General features: G+C 68.2%; 16 protein-coding genes. 6 read left to right on the top strand and 10 right to left on the bottom strand.

Translation table 11 applies throughout. The features are described from left to right. The first annotated feature begins 25 nt into the window (after positions 1 to 25). On the top strand, positions 26 to 631 hold the full coding sequence (locus ACNQVK_RS19915; RefSeq protein ID WP_418030876.1) for a class I SAM-dependent methyltransferase: 606 nt from the start codon (positions 26 to 28) through the stop codon (positions 629 to 631). On the opposite strand, the gene ACNQVK_RS19910 is transcribed toward ACNQVK_RS19915, so the two are convergent. Beyond that, positions 628 to 1,422: a thioesterase family protein gene (locus ACNQVK_RS19910; RefSeq protein ID WP_418034229.1), complete on the bottom strand. Its 795-nt coding sequence runs from the start codon at positions 1,420 to 1,422 to the stop codon at positions 628 to 630. The genes ACNQVK_RS19915 and ACNQVK_RS19910 overlap by 4 nt on opposite strands. A gap of 203 nt (positions 1,423 to 1,625) precedes the next feature. Between ACNQVK_RS19910 and ACNQVK_RS19905 the strand changes: the two genes are divergently transcribed. Together ACNQVK_RS19905 and ACNQVK_RS19900 are read left to right on the top strand one after the other, a co-directional pair. After that, positions 1,626 to 2,042 (top strand): hypothetical protein, encoded by a 417-nt coding sequence (locus ACNQVK_RS19905; RefSeq protein WP_418030875.1) that lies wholly within the window; start codon positions 1,626 to 1,628, stop codon positions 2,040 to 2,042. Between the two features lie 52 nt (positions 2,043 to 2,094). Continuing rightward, the gene (locus ACNQVK_RS19900; protein ID WP_418030874.1) at positions 2,095 to 3,456 is read left to right on the top strand and encodes a TIGR01777 family oxidoreductase; all 1,362 of its coding nucleotides are present in this window, start codon (positions 2,095 to 2,097) and stop codon (positions 3,454 to 3,456) included. Here ACNQVK_RS19900 and ACNQVK_RS19895 read toward each other — a convergent pair. Then, positions 3,446 to 4,003, bottom strand: a complete 558-nt coding sequence (locus tag ACNQVK_RS19895; RefSeq protein ID WP_418030873.1) for a hypothetical protein — start codon at positions 4,001 to 4,003, stop codon at positions 3,446 to 3,448. The genes ACNQVK_RS19900 and ACNQVK_RS19895 overlap by 11 nt on opposite strands. A gap of 331 nt (positions 4,004 to 4,334) precedes the next feature. Between ACNQVK_RS19895 and ACNQVK_RS19890 the strand changes: the two genes are divergently transcribed. Continuing rightward, the gene (locus ACNQVK_RS19890; protein ID WP_418030872.1) at positions 4,335 to 5,552 is read left to right on the top strand and encodes an NAD(P)/FAD-dependent oxidoreductase; all 1,218 of its coding nucleotides are present in this window, start codon (positions 4,335 to 4,337) and stop codon (positions 5,550 to 5,552) included. 47 nt (positions 5,553 to 5,599) lie between these two features. On the opposite strand, the gene ACNQVK_RS19885 is transcribed toward ACNQVK_RS19890, so the two are convergent. From ACNQVK_RS19885 to ACNQVK_RS19870, 4 genes are all read right to left on the bottom strand, one after another. Then, positions 5,600 to 6,079 carry a peptidoglycan-binding domain-containing protein gene (locus tag ACNQVK_RS19885; protein ID WP_418030871.1) on the bottom strand — a complete coding sequence of 160 codons (480 nt, stop codon included), beginning with the start codon at positions 6,077 to 6,079 and terminating at the stop codon, positions 5,600 to 5,602. 119 nt (positions 6,080 to 6,198) lie between these two features. After that, the gene (locus ACNQVK_RS19880; protein ID WP_418034228.1) at positions 6,199 to 7,563 is read right to left on the bottom strand and encodes an NAD(P)/FAD-dependent oxidoreductase; all 1,365 of its coding nucleotides are present in this window, start codon (positions 7,561 to 7,563) and stop codon (positions 6,199 to 6,201) included. A 25-nt stretch (positions 7,564 to 7,588) separates the two neighbouring features. Continuing rightward, positions 7,589 to 8,758: an RNA polymerase sigma factor gene (locus ACNQVK_RS19875; protein ID WP_418030870.1), complete on the bottom strand. Its 1,170-nt coding sequence runs from the start codon at positions 8,756 to 8,758 to the stop codon at positions 7,589 to 7,591. Then, a complete protein-coding gene (locus ACNQVK_RS19870; RefSeq protein WP_418030869.1) occupies positions 8,759 to 9,166 on the bottom strand; it encodes a YciI family protein in 408 nt (135 codons plus the stop codon). A 233-nt stretch (positions 9,167 to 9,399) separates the two neighbouring features. Between ACNQVK_RS19870 and ACNQVK_RS19865 the strand changes: the two genes are divergently transcribed. Together ACNQVK_RS19865 and ACNQVK_RS19860 are read left to right on the top strand one after the other, a co-directional pair. Then, complete coding sequence (locus tag ACNQVK_RS19865; protein ID WP_044518651.1) at positions 9,400 to 9,636, top strand: hypothetical protein; 237 nt, start codon at positions 9,400 to 9,402, stop codon at positions 9,634 to 9,636. Between the two features lie 26 nt (positions 9,637 to 9,662). Then, entirely contained in the window at positions 9,663 to 10,511 is an 849-nt protein-coding gene (locus tag ACNQVK_RS19860) for an SMP-30/gluconolactonase/LRE family protein (protein WP_418030868.1), read from the top strand. Between the two features lie 8 nt (positions 10,512 to 10,519). Here the strand turns inward: ACNQVK_RS19860 and ACNQVK_RS19855 are convergent, their stop codons facing one another. The 4 genes from ACNQVK_RS19855 to ACNQVK_RS19840 form a co-directional block, all read right to left on the bottom strand. Further along, on the bottom strand, positions 10,520 to 12,079 hold the full coding sequence (locus ACNQVK_RS19855) for a threonine/serine ThrE exporter family protein (RefSeq protein ID WP_409549788.1): 1,560 nt from the start codon (positions 12,077 to 12,079) through the stop codon (positions 10,520 to 10,522). A gap of 63 nt (positions 12,080 to 12,142) precedes the next feature. Continuing rightward, complete coding sequence (locus ACNQVK_RS19850) at positions 12,143 to 12,802, bottom strand: class I SAM-dependent methyltransferase (RefSeq protein ID WP_418030867.1); 660 nt, start codon at positions 12,800 to 12,802, stop codon at positions 12,143 to 12,145. 187 nt (positions 12,803 to 12,989) lie between these two features. Beyond that, positions 12,990 to 14,018 (bottom strand): DUF2278 family protein, encoded by a 1,029-nt coding sequence (locus tag ACNQVK_RS19845; protein WP_418030866.1) that lies wholly within the window; start codon positions 14,016 to 14,018, stop codon positions 12,990 to 12,992. 118 nt (positions 14,019 to 14,136) lie between these two features. Then, positions 14,137 to 15,054 (bottom strand): alpha/beta hydrolase family esterase, encoded by a 918-nt coding sequence (locus ACNQVK_RS19840; protein ID WP_418030865.1) that lies wholly within the window; start codon positions 15,052 to 15,054, stop codon positions 14,137 to 14,139. Positions 15,055 to 15,259 lie beyond the last annotated feature (205 nt).

The following is a 15,259-nucleotide window of genomic DNA, read 5'->3' as shown; positions in this document are numbered from 1 at the left end:
GGCATCCGCTTGCGACAATGCTCATATGGTCGAGCGGAGCATCTGGATGCAAAAGGTCGCGGCCGATCCCGGGCATTCGAACTGGTACATCGAACGCTTTCGTGCCATGGCGCGCGCCGGTGAGGACCTCGCCGGTGAGGCTCGTCTGGTGGACGCGATGGCATCGCGCAAAGCCCGCATCCTGGACGCCGGCTGCGGTCCCGGCCGAGTGGGCGGATATCTGGCCGGGGCCGGACACCAGGTGGTCGGCGTCGACGTCGACCCGGCATTGATCGAGGCGGCCAAGAAGGACCATCCCGGTCCACGGTGGCTGGTCGGCGACCTTGCCGAGCTCGACTTGGCGGCACGGGGTATCGCCGACGCGTTCGACATCATCGTGTCGGCGGGCAACGTGATGACATTCCTCGCCCCGAGCACCCGGGTCCAGGTCCTGACCCGGCTGCGCGCCCACCTCGCCGACGACGGCCGTGCGGTGATCGGATTCGGAGCCGGCCGCGAATACGAGTTCGGTCAGTTCCTCGACGACGCGGCAACGGCCGGTTTCACCCCTGATCTGTTGTTGTCCACGTGGGATGTGCGGCCCTTCATCGAAGACTCGGATTTCCTCGTCGCCATCCTGCGCCCCGCCTAGCTCGAACCGTTCGGGCTGAAGTTGAAATTTGCCACGGCGGTGGACAATCCGGTGCCGATGGGGCCCGACGTGTCGTACAGGGTCGCGCTGCCGGTCGCCACACCGTCGGCGCTGGTGTGGGTCACCGCCGCCATACCGATGTAGGGACCGACCGGGAGCCGGCTCAGTGCCAGCGTGTAGTCCGCATTGATGAAAGCCAAACCGGCCGAACTGAAATTGGTCATCGAACTCGTGACGTCGACGGCCAGCGCCGCCCGCACAAACGGCGAGAGTTGTTCACCGGCAACCAGATCGCGCACTTCGCGCAGCCATGCGTAGCGCGGACCGCACTGCTGCCACGGAAAACCCGCACCGCTCCATTCCGGATCCGGCCCATAGGGCCGGATGAACATGGGCACGGTGTCGTCGAAATCCGTGGGCTCCTCAGGCAGCGGCGGCAGGTCGATCGAGGTGGTCCAGAACTCACCGTCGGGTTGGATACCGCGCCTCAGATACAGGGCCGAGGCGCGGGCCACCAGCTCGCCGTCCTGGGTCATCACCGCATCGACGGCCTGCATCCGCGCTCCGGACCGGACCACCGAGGCGGCGACGCGAACCGGTGCGCTGGCGACCCGACGCAGTATTTCCACGGTGAACCGTGCCGGCTGCAGACCCTCGTCGGTGACGAGTACTTCGACGGCGCGCGCCAGCAGGCCACCGACCACCTGACCGCCAAGGGTGGGGCCCCAGCCGCCGTGCGCGATCTCGTTGGGCACGAACCCGCCGTCACTGATCACAAAGTACGGCGTCATCGCAGTGCGCTCCACAGATACACCTCTCGTCCGGCACGTCGGCCAGTACGGACTCTATTACAGAGATGCCTACAGTTGATACGACGATATCGGGGGCGCCCGATCAGAAATCGAAGACCGGTGACAGACGGCCGTGGTGATGACTATTGCCACCAATGCCCCATCGTTCTACTATCGCTTGTAGTAGTTCGAATGGGGGTCCCATGACGATACCGACAACCGTTCAGACACAACGCTTTCTGCGACTGACCGCATGGACGTTCCTGGCCGGTTGGGGATTGCACGTGCTCGACCACCTGCTCCGGGGAATGTCGGCGTCACCGATGTTCGTCATGGCCGGCGGCATGATCCAGGGTGTGGTCGTCATCGTCGCGGTCACGATGGCCGTGCGCGGCCATCCCATGGCACCCGACGTCGCGATCTTCACCGGTGTCGGCAGTGCGGTGCTGTTCACCTATGCACACCTGCTGCCGAATTTCTGGCCGGATTTCCAGGACAGTTATCTCAGCGGTCCGCGCATCAACGTCACCTGGTTCTCCTGGGTGACGGCCCTTTCCGAGATCGGTACCGGACTGTTGTTCGCCTACGCGGGCCTGCGGGCGAGGCGGGCCGTGGCGTAGCCGCGGTCGCCGAGCCTCCCCCCGACCCGGATCCTGCGGGTAACGTCGGCCGATGGGATTGGTGTACTCCAGCATCATCGACGCACCGCAGGAAGAAGTCTTCGCCTGGCACGGCCGACCGGGTGCGTTCGCCAGGCTGTCACCGCCGTGGCAGGCGATGCAGCTCGAATCCGAGGCCGCCTCGCTGCGCGACGGCCGCGCCGAACTCGCGCTGCCCGGCGGCCTGCGGTGGGTGGCGCAGCACCAGGCCGACGCATACGACCCACCGCGACGCTTCGTCGACCAGATCGCCCGCGGTGGGCTGACCTCCCTGCCTGCGGCACTGGTGATGCGTTGGAAGCACATTCACGATTTCGAAGCCGTCGACGCCACCCACACCCGGATGACCGACCGCGTCGAGACGCCGGTCCCTGGCCATTTCCTGCGTCCGATGTTCGCCTACCGGCATCGCCAACTCGCCGACGATCTCGCGGCCCACGACGAAGCGCGCTCACACGGACTGGCGCCGCTGACGGTCGCGGTCACCGGCGCGTCCGGGCTGGTCGGTTCGGCATTGACCGCGTTCTTGAGCACCGGTGGCCACCGAGTCATCCGGCTGGTCCGCCATGCGGCAGCCAAACCCGATGAGCGGCAATGGAACCCGGACGATCCCCACCCGGAACTGTTCACCGGGGTCGACGTCGTCATCCACCTGGCCGGGGCAACGATCGCCGGCCGGTTCACCGATGGGCACCGCCGCGCGATTCGCGACAGCCGCATCGAGCCGACCCGCCGGCTCGCCGAACTGGTCGCCGACACCGATCGGGGGCCGCGGGTGGTCGTCAGCGCGTCAGCAGTCGGCTTCTACGGGTACGACCGCGCCGACGAGGTTCTCACCGAGACCAGTGATCGCGGCGATGGGTTCCTCGCCGATGTCGTGGCCGACTGGGAGGACGCACTGGCCCCGGCCGAACAATCCGGGGCGCGCGTGGTGCGGATCCGCACCGGGATCGTGCAATCCCCGAGCGGCGGCACGCTCCGACTGTTGCGTCCACTGTTCGCCGCCGGGCTCGGTGGCCGCATCGGCGACGGACAACAGTGGCTGCCCTGGATCGGCATCGACGACCTGGTCGACATCTATCACCGCGCGCTGTGGGACGAGCGACTGTCCGGCCCGGTCAACGCCGTGGCCCCGGAGCCGGTGCGCAACGCTGAATACACCGACACGCTCGGCCGCGTCCTGCACCGCCCGACCGTTCTACCGGTGCCCACACTCGGGCCACGGGTCCTGCTCGGCGATCAAGGTGCGCGCGAACTGGCCTGCGCCAGCCAGCGGGCCGTTCCTGCGGTTCTCACCGCCGCCGGTCACCACTTCCGCCATCCGCACCTGGATCAGGCACTGCGCCACGTATTGGGACGCGCGGTTACGGCGTAGGCGCCGCCGGCGGCGCCGGAGGGCGCTGACCCGGTGAGTTGTACTCGTATCCGGGCGGCGGCGGGCCGTTCAGCGAATAGTAGCCAGGTGGCAGCGCCGGGCCGACCGGACCGGTACCGGGTGCCGGCGCCGTGACCGGTGTCTCCGAACCCGGTGCATTGATCGATACGTAGCCGGGCGGCAGCGGCGGAGGCGGACCAGCGCCAGGGGGCGGCGCGACGCCCTCGGGCGCTCCCCCGGCAGCCTGGAAGCCGCCCGGGTCGTGGGCCTGATGCCAGAGATCCCTGAGCGTGCCGACCGGGCCGGATCCGTACTGGCCGGAGCCGTACACGGGGTTGGCGATCTCGGGTACCTGCGGCGGACCGACCGGTGCGGGCGGCGGCGGGGCGGCCAGCGCCGGATCCGACGGCGCCGGTACCGGGTCGGGCACGATGGGGTCCGCAGCCGCCTGACCGGCGGCGGCGAGCACGGCACCGACGACGGTCAAGCCTGCAATCGCGAGCTTCGCTCCTTTGACGGGGAGCGTGGCGCGGTGCGCTTCGGTCATCTGTCCGGCGGTCCTCTCTGTTACGCCCGCTGAAACGCCTGCTCGGGAGACAGGGTGAGTACCGGGTGGTCCGTGCATCGTCGCACACCCCACCGGTCACGCGCTGGGCGCGCGCGATGAATCACGCCCCGGAGCACCTCGCGATCAGAACGGCGCAAGCAGGAACTCGTCGACGAAACGGATGGTCGGACATCCCGAGTGCGGTCAATCGGACGCTTTTCATCGTCACCGCCATGGCGACGCTGGTGCTCGTGCGCGGTGGACCGAAAGCACCTCTGCTGCCCGGTGATATCAGCGACCCCGAGTTGTCCCCGCGTGGCACGCTGACACCGTGAGCCACGTGCTGATCGTCGGATCGGGTTTCGCCGGGTTGTGGGCCGCCCTCGGAGCCGCCAGACGCGTCGACGAACTCGGAACGGTGGCCGACGGCGTGAAGATCACGGTGGTCAGTGAGCGCCCCTTTCACGACATCCGCGTCCGTAACTACGAGACCGATCTCACCGACTGCCGAATCCCGTTGGCGAAGCTCCTGGATCCCGTCGGTGTCGACCACATCGCCGCCGAAGTCACCGCGGTCGATGTCGAGGCCCGGAATGTGACGGCACAGCGCGACGGGCAATCGCTGGTCATCGACTATGACCGGCTGGTACTGGCCGCGGGCAGCCGGGTCGCGCGACCGTATGTCCCCGGACTGGCCGAGTTCGGATTCGACGTCGACACGTTCGACGGCGCCGCACGCCTCTCAGCCCACCTCGATACGCTGGCCGTCAATCCCCAGACATCGGGTGCGGACACGGTCGTTGTGGTCGGTGCGGGACTCACCGGCATCGAGACGGCCTGCGAACTGCCCACGCGGCTCGCGGCGATCTTCGAGAACTCCCGGGTGCCGAAGGTGCTGCTCGTCGACCACAACCCACACGTCGGCTCGGACATGGGCGCCTCGGCTCGCCCGGTCATCGAAAAAGCCCTGTCCGACAACGGGGTTGACGTTATGACCGGTGTCAGCGTGACCGCCGTCGACATCGGCGCAATGACGTTGTCTTCCGGTCTCACGGTGCCCACGGCAGCCGTGGTGTGGTGCGCGGGAATGCGAGCCAACCCACTGACAGCGCAGCTGCCGGTCACGCCGGACCGGTTCGGCCGGCTGCCGGTCGACGACTACCTGCGCGTCGAGCATGTGCCCGCGGTGTTCGCCGCCGGCGACGTGGCCGCCGCGCAGGTGGACGATGGTCACCTGTCGGTGATGTCGTGTCAGCACGGCAGACCGATGGGCCGCTACGCCGGGTACAACGTGATCGGCGACCTCCTCGGCCAGCCCATGCGCGCGTTGCGAATCCCCTGGTATGTCACCGTTCTCGATCTTGGCCCGGCCGGTGCGGTCTACACCGAGGGCTGGGATCGCGACGTCGTGGCGACCGGCGCAGTGGCCAAGGCCACCAAGAAGACCATCAACACCGAACGGATCTACCCGCCGCTCACCGGCGACCGGCGGGCCCTGCTGGCGGCGGCCGCCCCCGACCTCCAGGACAGGCCGGCCCGCGGCGGGTGACGCCTCAGACGGTCTGCGTGTCCAGGACCAAAGTCGTGTGAGCGGCGTCAGTGGAACGAGAACTGGACGACCGCGTTGTTGCCGCCGCGGCAGGTCACCCAGTCACCCTCTCGGACACACGCCATGGTGTAGGTCTGATGCGTCACCGGACTGAACACGTTGATCTGCACCGAATCCCCTGGAACCCTGAAGTACTCCTGGCGGACATTCTGGGCGAACGGACACGACGTGCTCTGGCTGGCCCAGATGCCGCCGTTGCATTCCTTCATCTCCTCGCCCACCGGGCCGGCGCCCTGGGTGGTGAGATCGTCGAGCTTGGCCAACGTCTCGGCGTCCGCGACACCGTTGACGAACAGTCCGGCCCGCTTCTGGAATTCCCGGATGACAGCTTCGGTCTGCGCGCCGAACTCGCCATCGACCTGCAGGTGTGAATAGGCCGGGTAGTCCAGGTTCAGCAGCGCCTGCAGCGTGGCAACATGCTGTCCCTGGCTGCCGTTCTTCAATGTGACTGTCGGATATGGAGGCATGACAGCGCTCCTCTCATCTCGGTGGCTACGAGCCAACTTCGGATGATCGGAACGTAACCGCGTACGGCGGCCGTGGGCACGCGTAGCCGACTACTCGAAACGCGGTGTGGCGCCGCGCGCTACGGGCCGTGCGGGCGGTCGTCACCGTTCGGTGGCACCTCGGGCGGCGGAGGAGTGAGCGCGTCCCAGGTGGTCCACGTGTAGCGCTGCTCGGGAAGACCGGTCGCTCCGAGCATGAATGCCCGGTGCGCGCGGCGGGCCCGCGCGATGGTGGCCAGCCAGGTGCTCACGGTGCTGACCCGGTTACGGATGCCGGTCAGAAACGCGATGTGCAGGAAACCCCACGCCAGCCATCCGAGAACACCGGCGACCTTGACCGGGCCGACCTGCAGAAGTGCCTGTCCCCGAGCGATGTACGCCGCTGAACCGAGGTCCCGGTAGCGGAACGGCCGTCTGGGCTTGCCTGCGAGTTCCCGACGGATACACGAGGCGACGTGGAGCCCGCCCTGCATCGCGTTCTCGGCCACCCCGGGCAGGTTTTCGCGGCCGGCCAAGTCTCCGATCACGAAAATCTCCGGATACCCGGCGACCGAAAGATCAGGCCCGACAGCGATTCTCCCGCTGCGGTCGGATTCCGCGCCCAGCACCGTGGCGACGTGACGGGCAAAGGGGACGGCCTCCACTCCGGCTGTCCACAGCACGGTTCGTGCCACATACTGCTCGTCGGGACCGCCGGCCTTCGGGCTGACGGTCACCCCATCCCGCCCGACATCGGTCACGTGGACACCCATGTGCAGCTCGACGCCCAGCCGCTGCAGCGACCGGGTCGCCTTCTCCCCCAGTTCCGGGCAGAAGGCCTTCAAGACCCGCTCTCCACCGTCGAACAGCAGCACCCGGGCTTCCTCGGGCTCGATGCTGTGAAACTCGTGGGCCAGGGTGCGGGTTGCCATCTCGCGGATCTGCCCGGCCAGCTCCACCCCGGTGGGGCCGCCACCGGTGACGGCGAACGTGAGCCAACCGTCACGCTCGGGCCCCGGCGGCAACGTCTCGGCGATCTCGAAGGCGGTGAATACCCGCTGCCGGATGTTGGCCGCATCGTCGAGCGTCTTCATCCCGGGGGCCCACTGTGCGAAGTGCTCTTTGCCGAAGTAGGACTGCCGCATGCCAGCGGCCACCACGAGTACGTCGTAGTCGATCTTGAACGTCGTCTCGTCCGGCCGGCGGGCGGTCACCTGACGCAGCTGCGGGTCGATGTCTACCGCCTCGCCGAGCAGTGTGGTGACGTTGCGGTGTCGCTCGAACTCTTCGCGAAGCGGGCGGCTGATCTGTCCGAAGCTCAACGTCCCGGTGGCGCACTGGTAGAGCAGGGGCTGGAACAGATGCCCCGCGGCCCGGTCCAGCAGAGTGACATCGACGTCGGTTCCGCCCAATCGGCGCGCACAGAACAGACCGCCGAATCCCCCACCGATGATCAACACCCTCATCCGACTGTTGCCCACAACTAGGAGGTTAACCGTCCTCCCTGGAAATCTGACCGTGCAGGACAGATGCGCGCAGAGTGAGATGGTTGCGCTCGGCCAGCGATTGCGCCTCCGCCGCCGCCTCCACGTAGAGCCGTGCGGCCGTCGCGATGTCGCCCGCACGCTCGTGCAGGTAGGCCGACGCAGCGGTGTGGCGCGGCAGCGCCGGGTCGAGTTCGGCGAGCACCGCCAAACCCGCCTGCGGCCCATCGGCCTCACCGACCGCGACGGCGCGGTTGAGTCGCACGATCGGGCTGTCGGTGAGCGCGACGAGTTCGTCGTACCACTCGACGATCTGCACCCAGTCGGTCTCCTCGGCCGACTGGGCGTCGGCGTGCAGCGCCGCCACTGCTGCCTGAGCCTGGTATTCGCCGAGCCGGTCCCGAGCCAGCGCGGCTTGCAGTACGTACACGCCCTCGGCGATGAGATCGCGCCGCCACAGCGTGCGGTCCTGCTCCGCCAGGGGAACCAGGGTCCCGTCGGCACGGGTGCGCGCCGGGCGCCTGGCATGGTGCAGCAGGAACAGCGCGAGCAGGCCACTGACTTCCGGATGGTCGGTGGCCCTGGACAATTGGCGGGCCAGCCTGATCGCCTCGGCGGCCAGATCGACATCGCCGGTGTAGCCCTCGTTGAACACCAGGTACAGCACGCGCAGCACGGTACCCAGGTCCCCGGGGCGGTTTAGCCGCACCTCGGTAACAGTGCGCTTGGCGCGGCTGATCCGTTGCGCCATCGTCGATTCCGGCACCAGATAGGCCTGTGCGATCTGACGCGTGGTCAGGCCGCCGACCGCGCGCAGGGTCAGCGCGACCGCGGACGACGAAGTCAGGCTCGGGTGCGCGCACAGGAAGTAGAGCTGCAATGTGTCGTCAGCCGCCGGCGTAGGTCCGGCGGCTGGTTCGGTCGCGACCCGGACCTCACGGTTGCGCCGCGTCACATCGGAGCGGGTGACGTCGAGGAAACGCCGCCACGCCGTGGTGATCAGCCACCCCTTCGGGTCGTCGGGTTGGCGGCTCGGCCACGTCTCCCAGGCCCGGACCAAGGCTTCCTGCACCGCGTCCTCGGCCGTCGCGAAGTCGGCCCCGCGGTGGACGAGGGCAGCCAGGACACCGGGAATCAGATCCCGCAGCTGCTGCTCGTCCACCGCACCGGGGGCCATCTACTCGGTGACGGTCGGCGCGGCCGTCAGGAACGGGCGCACCTCGAGCCACTCGTGGATCGGCTTGCCGCCCGCACCGGGTGCCGCCGACAGTTCTCCGGCCAACGCGACGGCGCGCTCGTAGGAGTCGACGTCGACGATCATCCAGCCTGCGATCAGATCCTTGGTCTCGGCGAACGGGCCGTCGGTCACGGGTGACCTGCCCTCGCCGTCGTAGCGGACCCAGGCGCCCTCCGGGGCGAGGGCCTGGCTGCTGACGTACTCACCGGTGTCCTTCAGCCGGTCCGCGAAGTCGTTCATGTACTGGATGTGGGCCTGGATCTCGTCTGGTGTCCACTGGTCCATCGGGATGGCGTTGACGGACGCGGGCGCGCCTCGGTAATGCTTGAGAAACAGGTACTTGGCCATGTGATTCTCCCTTCAGATTCGCGACCCTAGTTGGTCGCTCACATCTGGGACGGAGCCATCGCGGCGTTCTCGACATCGAAGACCGAAATATTTCTGATCTCGGGGTCAGGCCATGTCGCGCTGGTTCAGGATGACGTATGACCCCGTCGCCGACCTCAAGTGCAGACTCAATCACTTCGTTTGGCTAAGCTTCGGGTATCCAAGTTCAGAGTCAAGCACCGAGGTGGACATTCATGTTCGGAAGCAAGGCAACCCTGGCCACCATCGCGGCCACCGGCCTGATCGGGGCCGCCCTCGGCCTCGGCACCGCCATCGCGGGCGCGGAACCGGATCCGAGCCTCCCGCCGCCGCCGAACGCGCCGAAGAAGCCGGCCGAGACGTGGCAGGGCAAGCCGATGGTCTGGTGGAACCTGCCTGCCGGCGGCCACTGGGGCGTCTGGGTCAACGGCGACTTCCTGCCGTTCACCTGATCGGTTGAACCGGACCTGAGGGCCCGATGACATCCGTTGAGGCCCTCGCCGCAGTCCCGTTCGTCGACGGGATCGTCTACGGCGAGGGGCCTCGTTGGCACGGTGACCGCTTGTGGTTCACCGACGGCCTGGCCGGGCGGGTGCACTCGGCCGGCGTGGCCGGTGACCTCGCAGTCGAGGTCGAACTCGCGCGGGCTTCCGGACTCGGCTGGCTACCCGACGGAACCCTCGTGGTGTCGACGCTGTTCGCAGCGCAGCTGCACCACGCCGACACGCGCGGGAACGTGACCGCGACCTACGACGTCAGCGACCTCGCGTGGTCCACCAACGATCTGCTGGTCGCGCCGGACGGCCGCACGTACGTCGACCTCTACATCGCCGACGGCCGCGGCCTCACCGGCGGAATCGGCCTGGTCGCCCCCGACGGCACGGTCCGGATCGTCGCCACCGGGTTGTCGATGCCCAACGGCCTGGCGTTCCTGCCCGATGACTCGACCCTGGTGGTCAGCGAGACAAACGGCTCGCGGCTGCTGGCGTTCACGGCCGGCCCCGACGGCAGCCTCGGTTCGCCAACCGTGTTCGCCGACCTCGGTCCTGACCGGCACCCCGACGGGTTGTGTGTCGACGCCGCGGGCGGGGTCTGGGTCGGTTGCTATGACACCGGGGAGTTCCTGCGTGTGGTCGCCGGCGGCGAGATCACCCACCGCATCGAGATCGACCGCGGGTGGGCGGTGGCGCCGGCGCTGGGCGGCCACGACGGGCGCACGCTGTATCTCGTGGTCGACGACACCACCCACGAAGGTCTTCTGGCCGGCTCCTCGACGGGCCGGATCCTGCAGGCGCGGGTCGACATTCCCGGCGTGGGGTCACCCTGATCCCGTGATCAGCTGCCGGGCTCGGCGCCCTCGTCTTCCTCTGGCTCTTCGGCCGGAGCTGCTTCCAGCGGGACGCTTTCCGCCCGTGGTGGGTTGACGGCCGAGGTGTTGTCGGCGGGTTGCAGCCGGACCACCTGGCCCACTGCCCGGCGCAGTCCCGGCGGTCCTTCTTTGCGGAAGAACTCACCGATGCGTCCGGCGCGGTACCGCAGTGGCGAGCCGAGCAACTCGCCCATCACCACGCCGCTGCCGAGTGCCAGCGCCGTCGCTGCCGCGGTCAGCAGGTGCGCGAGCCCCTCACCGAAGTTCTCGTCCACGGCGAAGGCGAACACCGCCCAGAACACCGCGAGGCCGGGCAGCATCGGCATGATGCCGGCGGTCGCCGTCACCAGTGCCGGCGACTGCCGGCGAATAGAGATCAACGTGGCCAGGAAACCGACACCGACCGCCGCGATCCCGGTGGCCGCCCACTGGCCGAACCCCGCTGTCCCCAGCCCGATCAGTGTCAGCTCGGCCAGCGCGGCCGCGAGCCCGGCGGTGGGCAACGAACGCAGTGGCGCATAGCTGGCCATGGTCAGGCAGATCCCGGCCAGCGCGGCACCCAGAACCGCCAGGACAATCGGCAGAGGTCCTCTCGGGGTGATGAAGGTGCCGGCCGTGTTGACGTGCAGCTCGATCTGAACCCCGAGCAGCGTGGCGGCCTGCAGTGCGCCGGTGATACCCACGACGATCCCGGCCGTGAGAAAGACCGCGTCGCCGAGCCGCGCGACCGCGGTGACCATGTAACCGGTCAGCGCGTCCTGAACGGCACCGACCAGGGTCATGCCCGACAACAACAGCACGATCCCGGTGGCAACCAGCGCACTGAGTCCCTGACCGGTGTAGCGGTAGGCGGCCAGGGCGATCAACGTCGCGATCGCCGCCCCGACCGCATGCTGGAAGAAGAACGGCGTGCCGATTCGGTTGAGCAGCCGGCCGACCCGGTCGATCAGCGCGGCGGTGAGGCTGGCCAGCAGACAAGTCAGCCAGTTGCCGCCCAGCAGCATCGCGATGCCCAGCGCGAAACCCGCCCATCCGGCCGTCGCGAGCCACCGCGGGAACGGATGCGGGCTCTCGGTCAGATCGTCCATGGCCTCGTGCGCCTCGTCCACGGTGATACCGCCGGAGGTGATGCGCCGCACCAATCGATCGAGCTGGGCGAGCCGCGTGTAATCCGTCGACCTGGTCCGCACCGCCCGCATGATCGTGACCGGCGGGCTGTCCGCGGTGGGCAGTGCCGACACGATGATCGTCGCGACGGTGATGTCGACGACGCAGTCGGTGAGTCGGTAGGCCTGTGCGACGTCCTGCGTGGTGGCCACGACATCGGCGGTACCCGAGCCCGACGACAGCATGACCTCGGCTAGCCGGATGGTCAGGTCGAGAACCTTACGGGTGTGCACGTCACCCATCCCGGCCGACGCGCGACTGCGTCGGCCGGCGACCGGTGCCGGGTCGCGGCGCCCTCTCAGGGCCATGCGCAGCCCGCCGCGCAAGCGGTCCCTGCCGTTCAGACCTTCCTCAGCCATCGTTGAAAAGCGTACTGATGAACGGTCGGGTGCTGGTGGAACCGGGCCCGGCAGGAAGTGTCGTCAGCGAGCGCGGTCGGCGGCCCGGATCACATCCGAGCCGACAAAGGTGAAGATCTGCTCGCCCGGTACCAACGGTTCCGGGTGTGCGGTGAAGCGATGAGCGCCGACGCCGTAGCTCACATCCGGTGGTGACACCCAGACCAGGTCGAACCCGCGCTCGTCAAACCAGTTGAGGATCAAGGGAACTCGGTCGGGGACGGTGCGCCCGCGGGTCCACAACACAGTTCCGCCGGTCTTGGTGAGCTGCGGGAGGAAGCCGATGGCCCGCTCGATGTCCTCATCGGTGATGTTGCCGAAGATTCCGCAGGCCACCACGATGTCGGCGGGCGCCAGGTCCGCGTAGTGGTCGATGAGCGAGGCGTCACCGGTCACCACCTCGACACCGGTCAACCGGTACCTGTTCACCGTCTCGGCGGCGACCGCGGCGTTGCGCGGATCCAACTCGACCAGGCGCGCCCGGACGTCGTCGCGCCGCGGATGCTCTGCCAGCACCTCGAGCAGGTCCCGACCCTGGCCGGCGCACAGGCTGACGATCCGCAGGGGGCCGGCCGGAGCATCGTCGAGCGCTTGTTTGATCAGGGTCTGCACGGCGCGAAGCCGGTGCGACAGCGCCGAATCGGGTCGGTCATAGTCTTCATGCCAGCTGTGCCAGTCCACCACGCGAGAAACCCTATGGCCGGAGCACCGTTGGCCGCGGCCCCGCGGACCGGCCCGAGCCTGCCCTACTTGACCGGGTGCGATCCCGGCCGCTGGGCGAATTCATTTGGCACAGAGCGCTGTTCGATCATTCCCACCGCGCCGATCGAAGCTCGGGCGGGGTTAATCGCTGCGTGATGAATATTGGCGACTACCGCTGGAATCGCACATAGCGGTCCACCGCGCCCGCCTCGGTCTGCGAATACGTGACACTGTCCACCTGAGTGCCGTGATCGTCGACCAGCAGCAGGTTCCCGCCCGAATTGCCCAGCTGGGCACCTGATCCGTCGAGCACGATGACCGCCGACGCGCCGCCGGCCAGCTCGGCGTCCAGCTTGCTCTCCCTGCCGTTGCGGTCGACCAGCCGCCAACCGTGCAATGACACCGGCGTGGTCGCGTAGTTGCCGACCACCACGGCTTCGTGTCCGGGATCCGGGCCGGTCGGATTGATCAGCGCCCGCTCCAGATACGCCAGGCCGGGCATCGCCTGGCCAACAGGTCCGGGCCCGATCAACCGGGACAGCGGTTGCGCCCCGGGGGCCGCATTGCCCTGCGGGTCGGTCGGCACCCGCTGGGTCTGGAACGCCAGCAGGATGCCGACGACCCGGTCGGGGAAGGCCAGCAGAAGCCCGCCGTCATGGAAGGCGCCGTTGTCGCCGCTGTGAGCGCCGACGTTGCCCTGGTTCATGTGGATGTCGTGGACGCCGTGCAGACCGTCGGTGTTACCGAAGTCGGTATCGATCGGCTTGTGCAGGTTGCGGTCGAACTTCGCACCGAAGGCGTAGAGCTCCCCGCCCGCGGCCTGGCATTGGGTCAGGTACAGGCTCAAAAGGTCCTGCAGGTCATCGGCGTTCGCGTTGCCGCTGGGCGGAAGCGCCCGGCCGAGCGTGAAATCGAACATCGGTGCCTTGACATAGTCCAACGATGCCGCCGAGGTGGCCTGGGTGAAGGAAAAGCCCGACGCCACGGCGGCCAGGCCGTTCACGATGGGGTGCCCGACCAGCGGATCCACCACCCAGAAGACGACCTCGCTGCCGTCGTTGGACTCGACGTTGACCGCGACCCGCCACGGTTGTCCGGAGTCGTCGACCGCCCGGATCTGAAGGTGGGGGCTGGATTGCCCGTCCTCTCGCACGAACCGGTCCGGTCGTGCGCGCAGGACGCCGTAACTGATCGCCATGATCGACTCCTCCGTTTCGGTGCGGACACAAGGGCTTTCACATGCCCGCACTCGCAGAACGTATCGGCCCGACGCGACCCGGACACGCGTAGCCGACTACGCGATTCGGCGGCGGTGCCTATCTGCCGTGTGAGGCGAAGAACTGCCCGGAAGCATCCGAGGCGTCAAAAGCCCGGCTGGCCGCTCCGACGGACTGCACGGGAAGGATCTCGGGTACGCCCGGCCAGGTGTGCCCGCCGCCGTCGACCCGCATGAACACCACCGAAGTTCCCGCGGCACACCCGTCGGAGGCGATGCGGTGGGTTTCGGTGCCGTCCCCGGTACTGGGCAGCGCCTCGTCGGACGGAGCCGGGCAGCCGTTGATCTGGCGCCACCGGTCCACCATCGCCGGTCCCGACACCACGGTGCTGCCGCCGCCACGCCCCGTCATCGGCCCCCCGTTGAACGGCACGACGGGGTCCGCCGTCCCATATGTGGCGAGCACCGAAACAGGCCGCGACGGATTGCAGCCCACATTCGTCCCGAGCGTGCCGGCGACCGGGGCGATCGCGGCGAACAGGTCGGCCCGATCACACGCCAGCCGGTTGGCCATGAACCCGCCCGCCGACAGGCCAGTGGCATACACCCGGCCTCTCGGGATGCCGTTCTCCGCCACCAGACGATCGACGAGGGTCGCGATGAACCCGACATCGTCGACCCCTTGACGGTCCGGCACAGAGGCGCCACGGCCGTCAGCCCAGCTGTAATCGATGCCGTCGGGGTAGACCACGGCGAACCCGTAGGCGTCTGCCACCGCGTCGTAATGCGTGAGCGCCGCCTGGTCGGCTCCGGTCGCACCGGCGGCATGCAGGTTGACGACCAGCCCGGAGGGCGGGCCTCCGGCAGGTAGATGGAGCCGATACGTACGCATAGTGCCGCCGTAGTCGATCTGCGCCGACGGTACGGGTACTGCCGACGCAGGCGCGGCCGCGGACCACGAGAGCACGACAAGTGCGGCGGATACCAGCGCTCTGAGACGTCCCGGCGTGAAAAGCACCGGGGCAGAATAGGTATCACGGGCGAACTTTCGGGCAACGCCACGTGACCTACCGGAGAAGATCCCTCCGGCACCCGTCGTGATCCACTTCCACGTCATCCCCGGCCCCCACCGATTCGTCGTCCAGCAAACGAAGCCCCGACGCTACCCGTTCACTGTGACGAGTGGGGCGAGATAACCCGATTCGACGACGACCGGCCAGGAC

Source organism: Mycobacterium sp. 134 (assembly GCF_048282715.1).
GTDB lineage: Bacteria > Actinomycetota > Actinomycetes > Mycobacteriales > Mycobacteriaceae > Mycobacterium > Mycobacterium septicum.
Note: the sequence above shows the minus strand (reverse complement) of the source record. Positions and strands in the feature narration are given on the sequence as shown.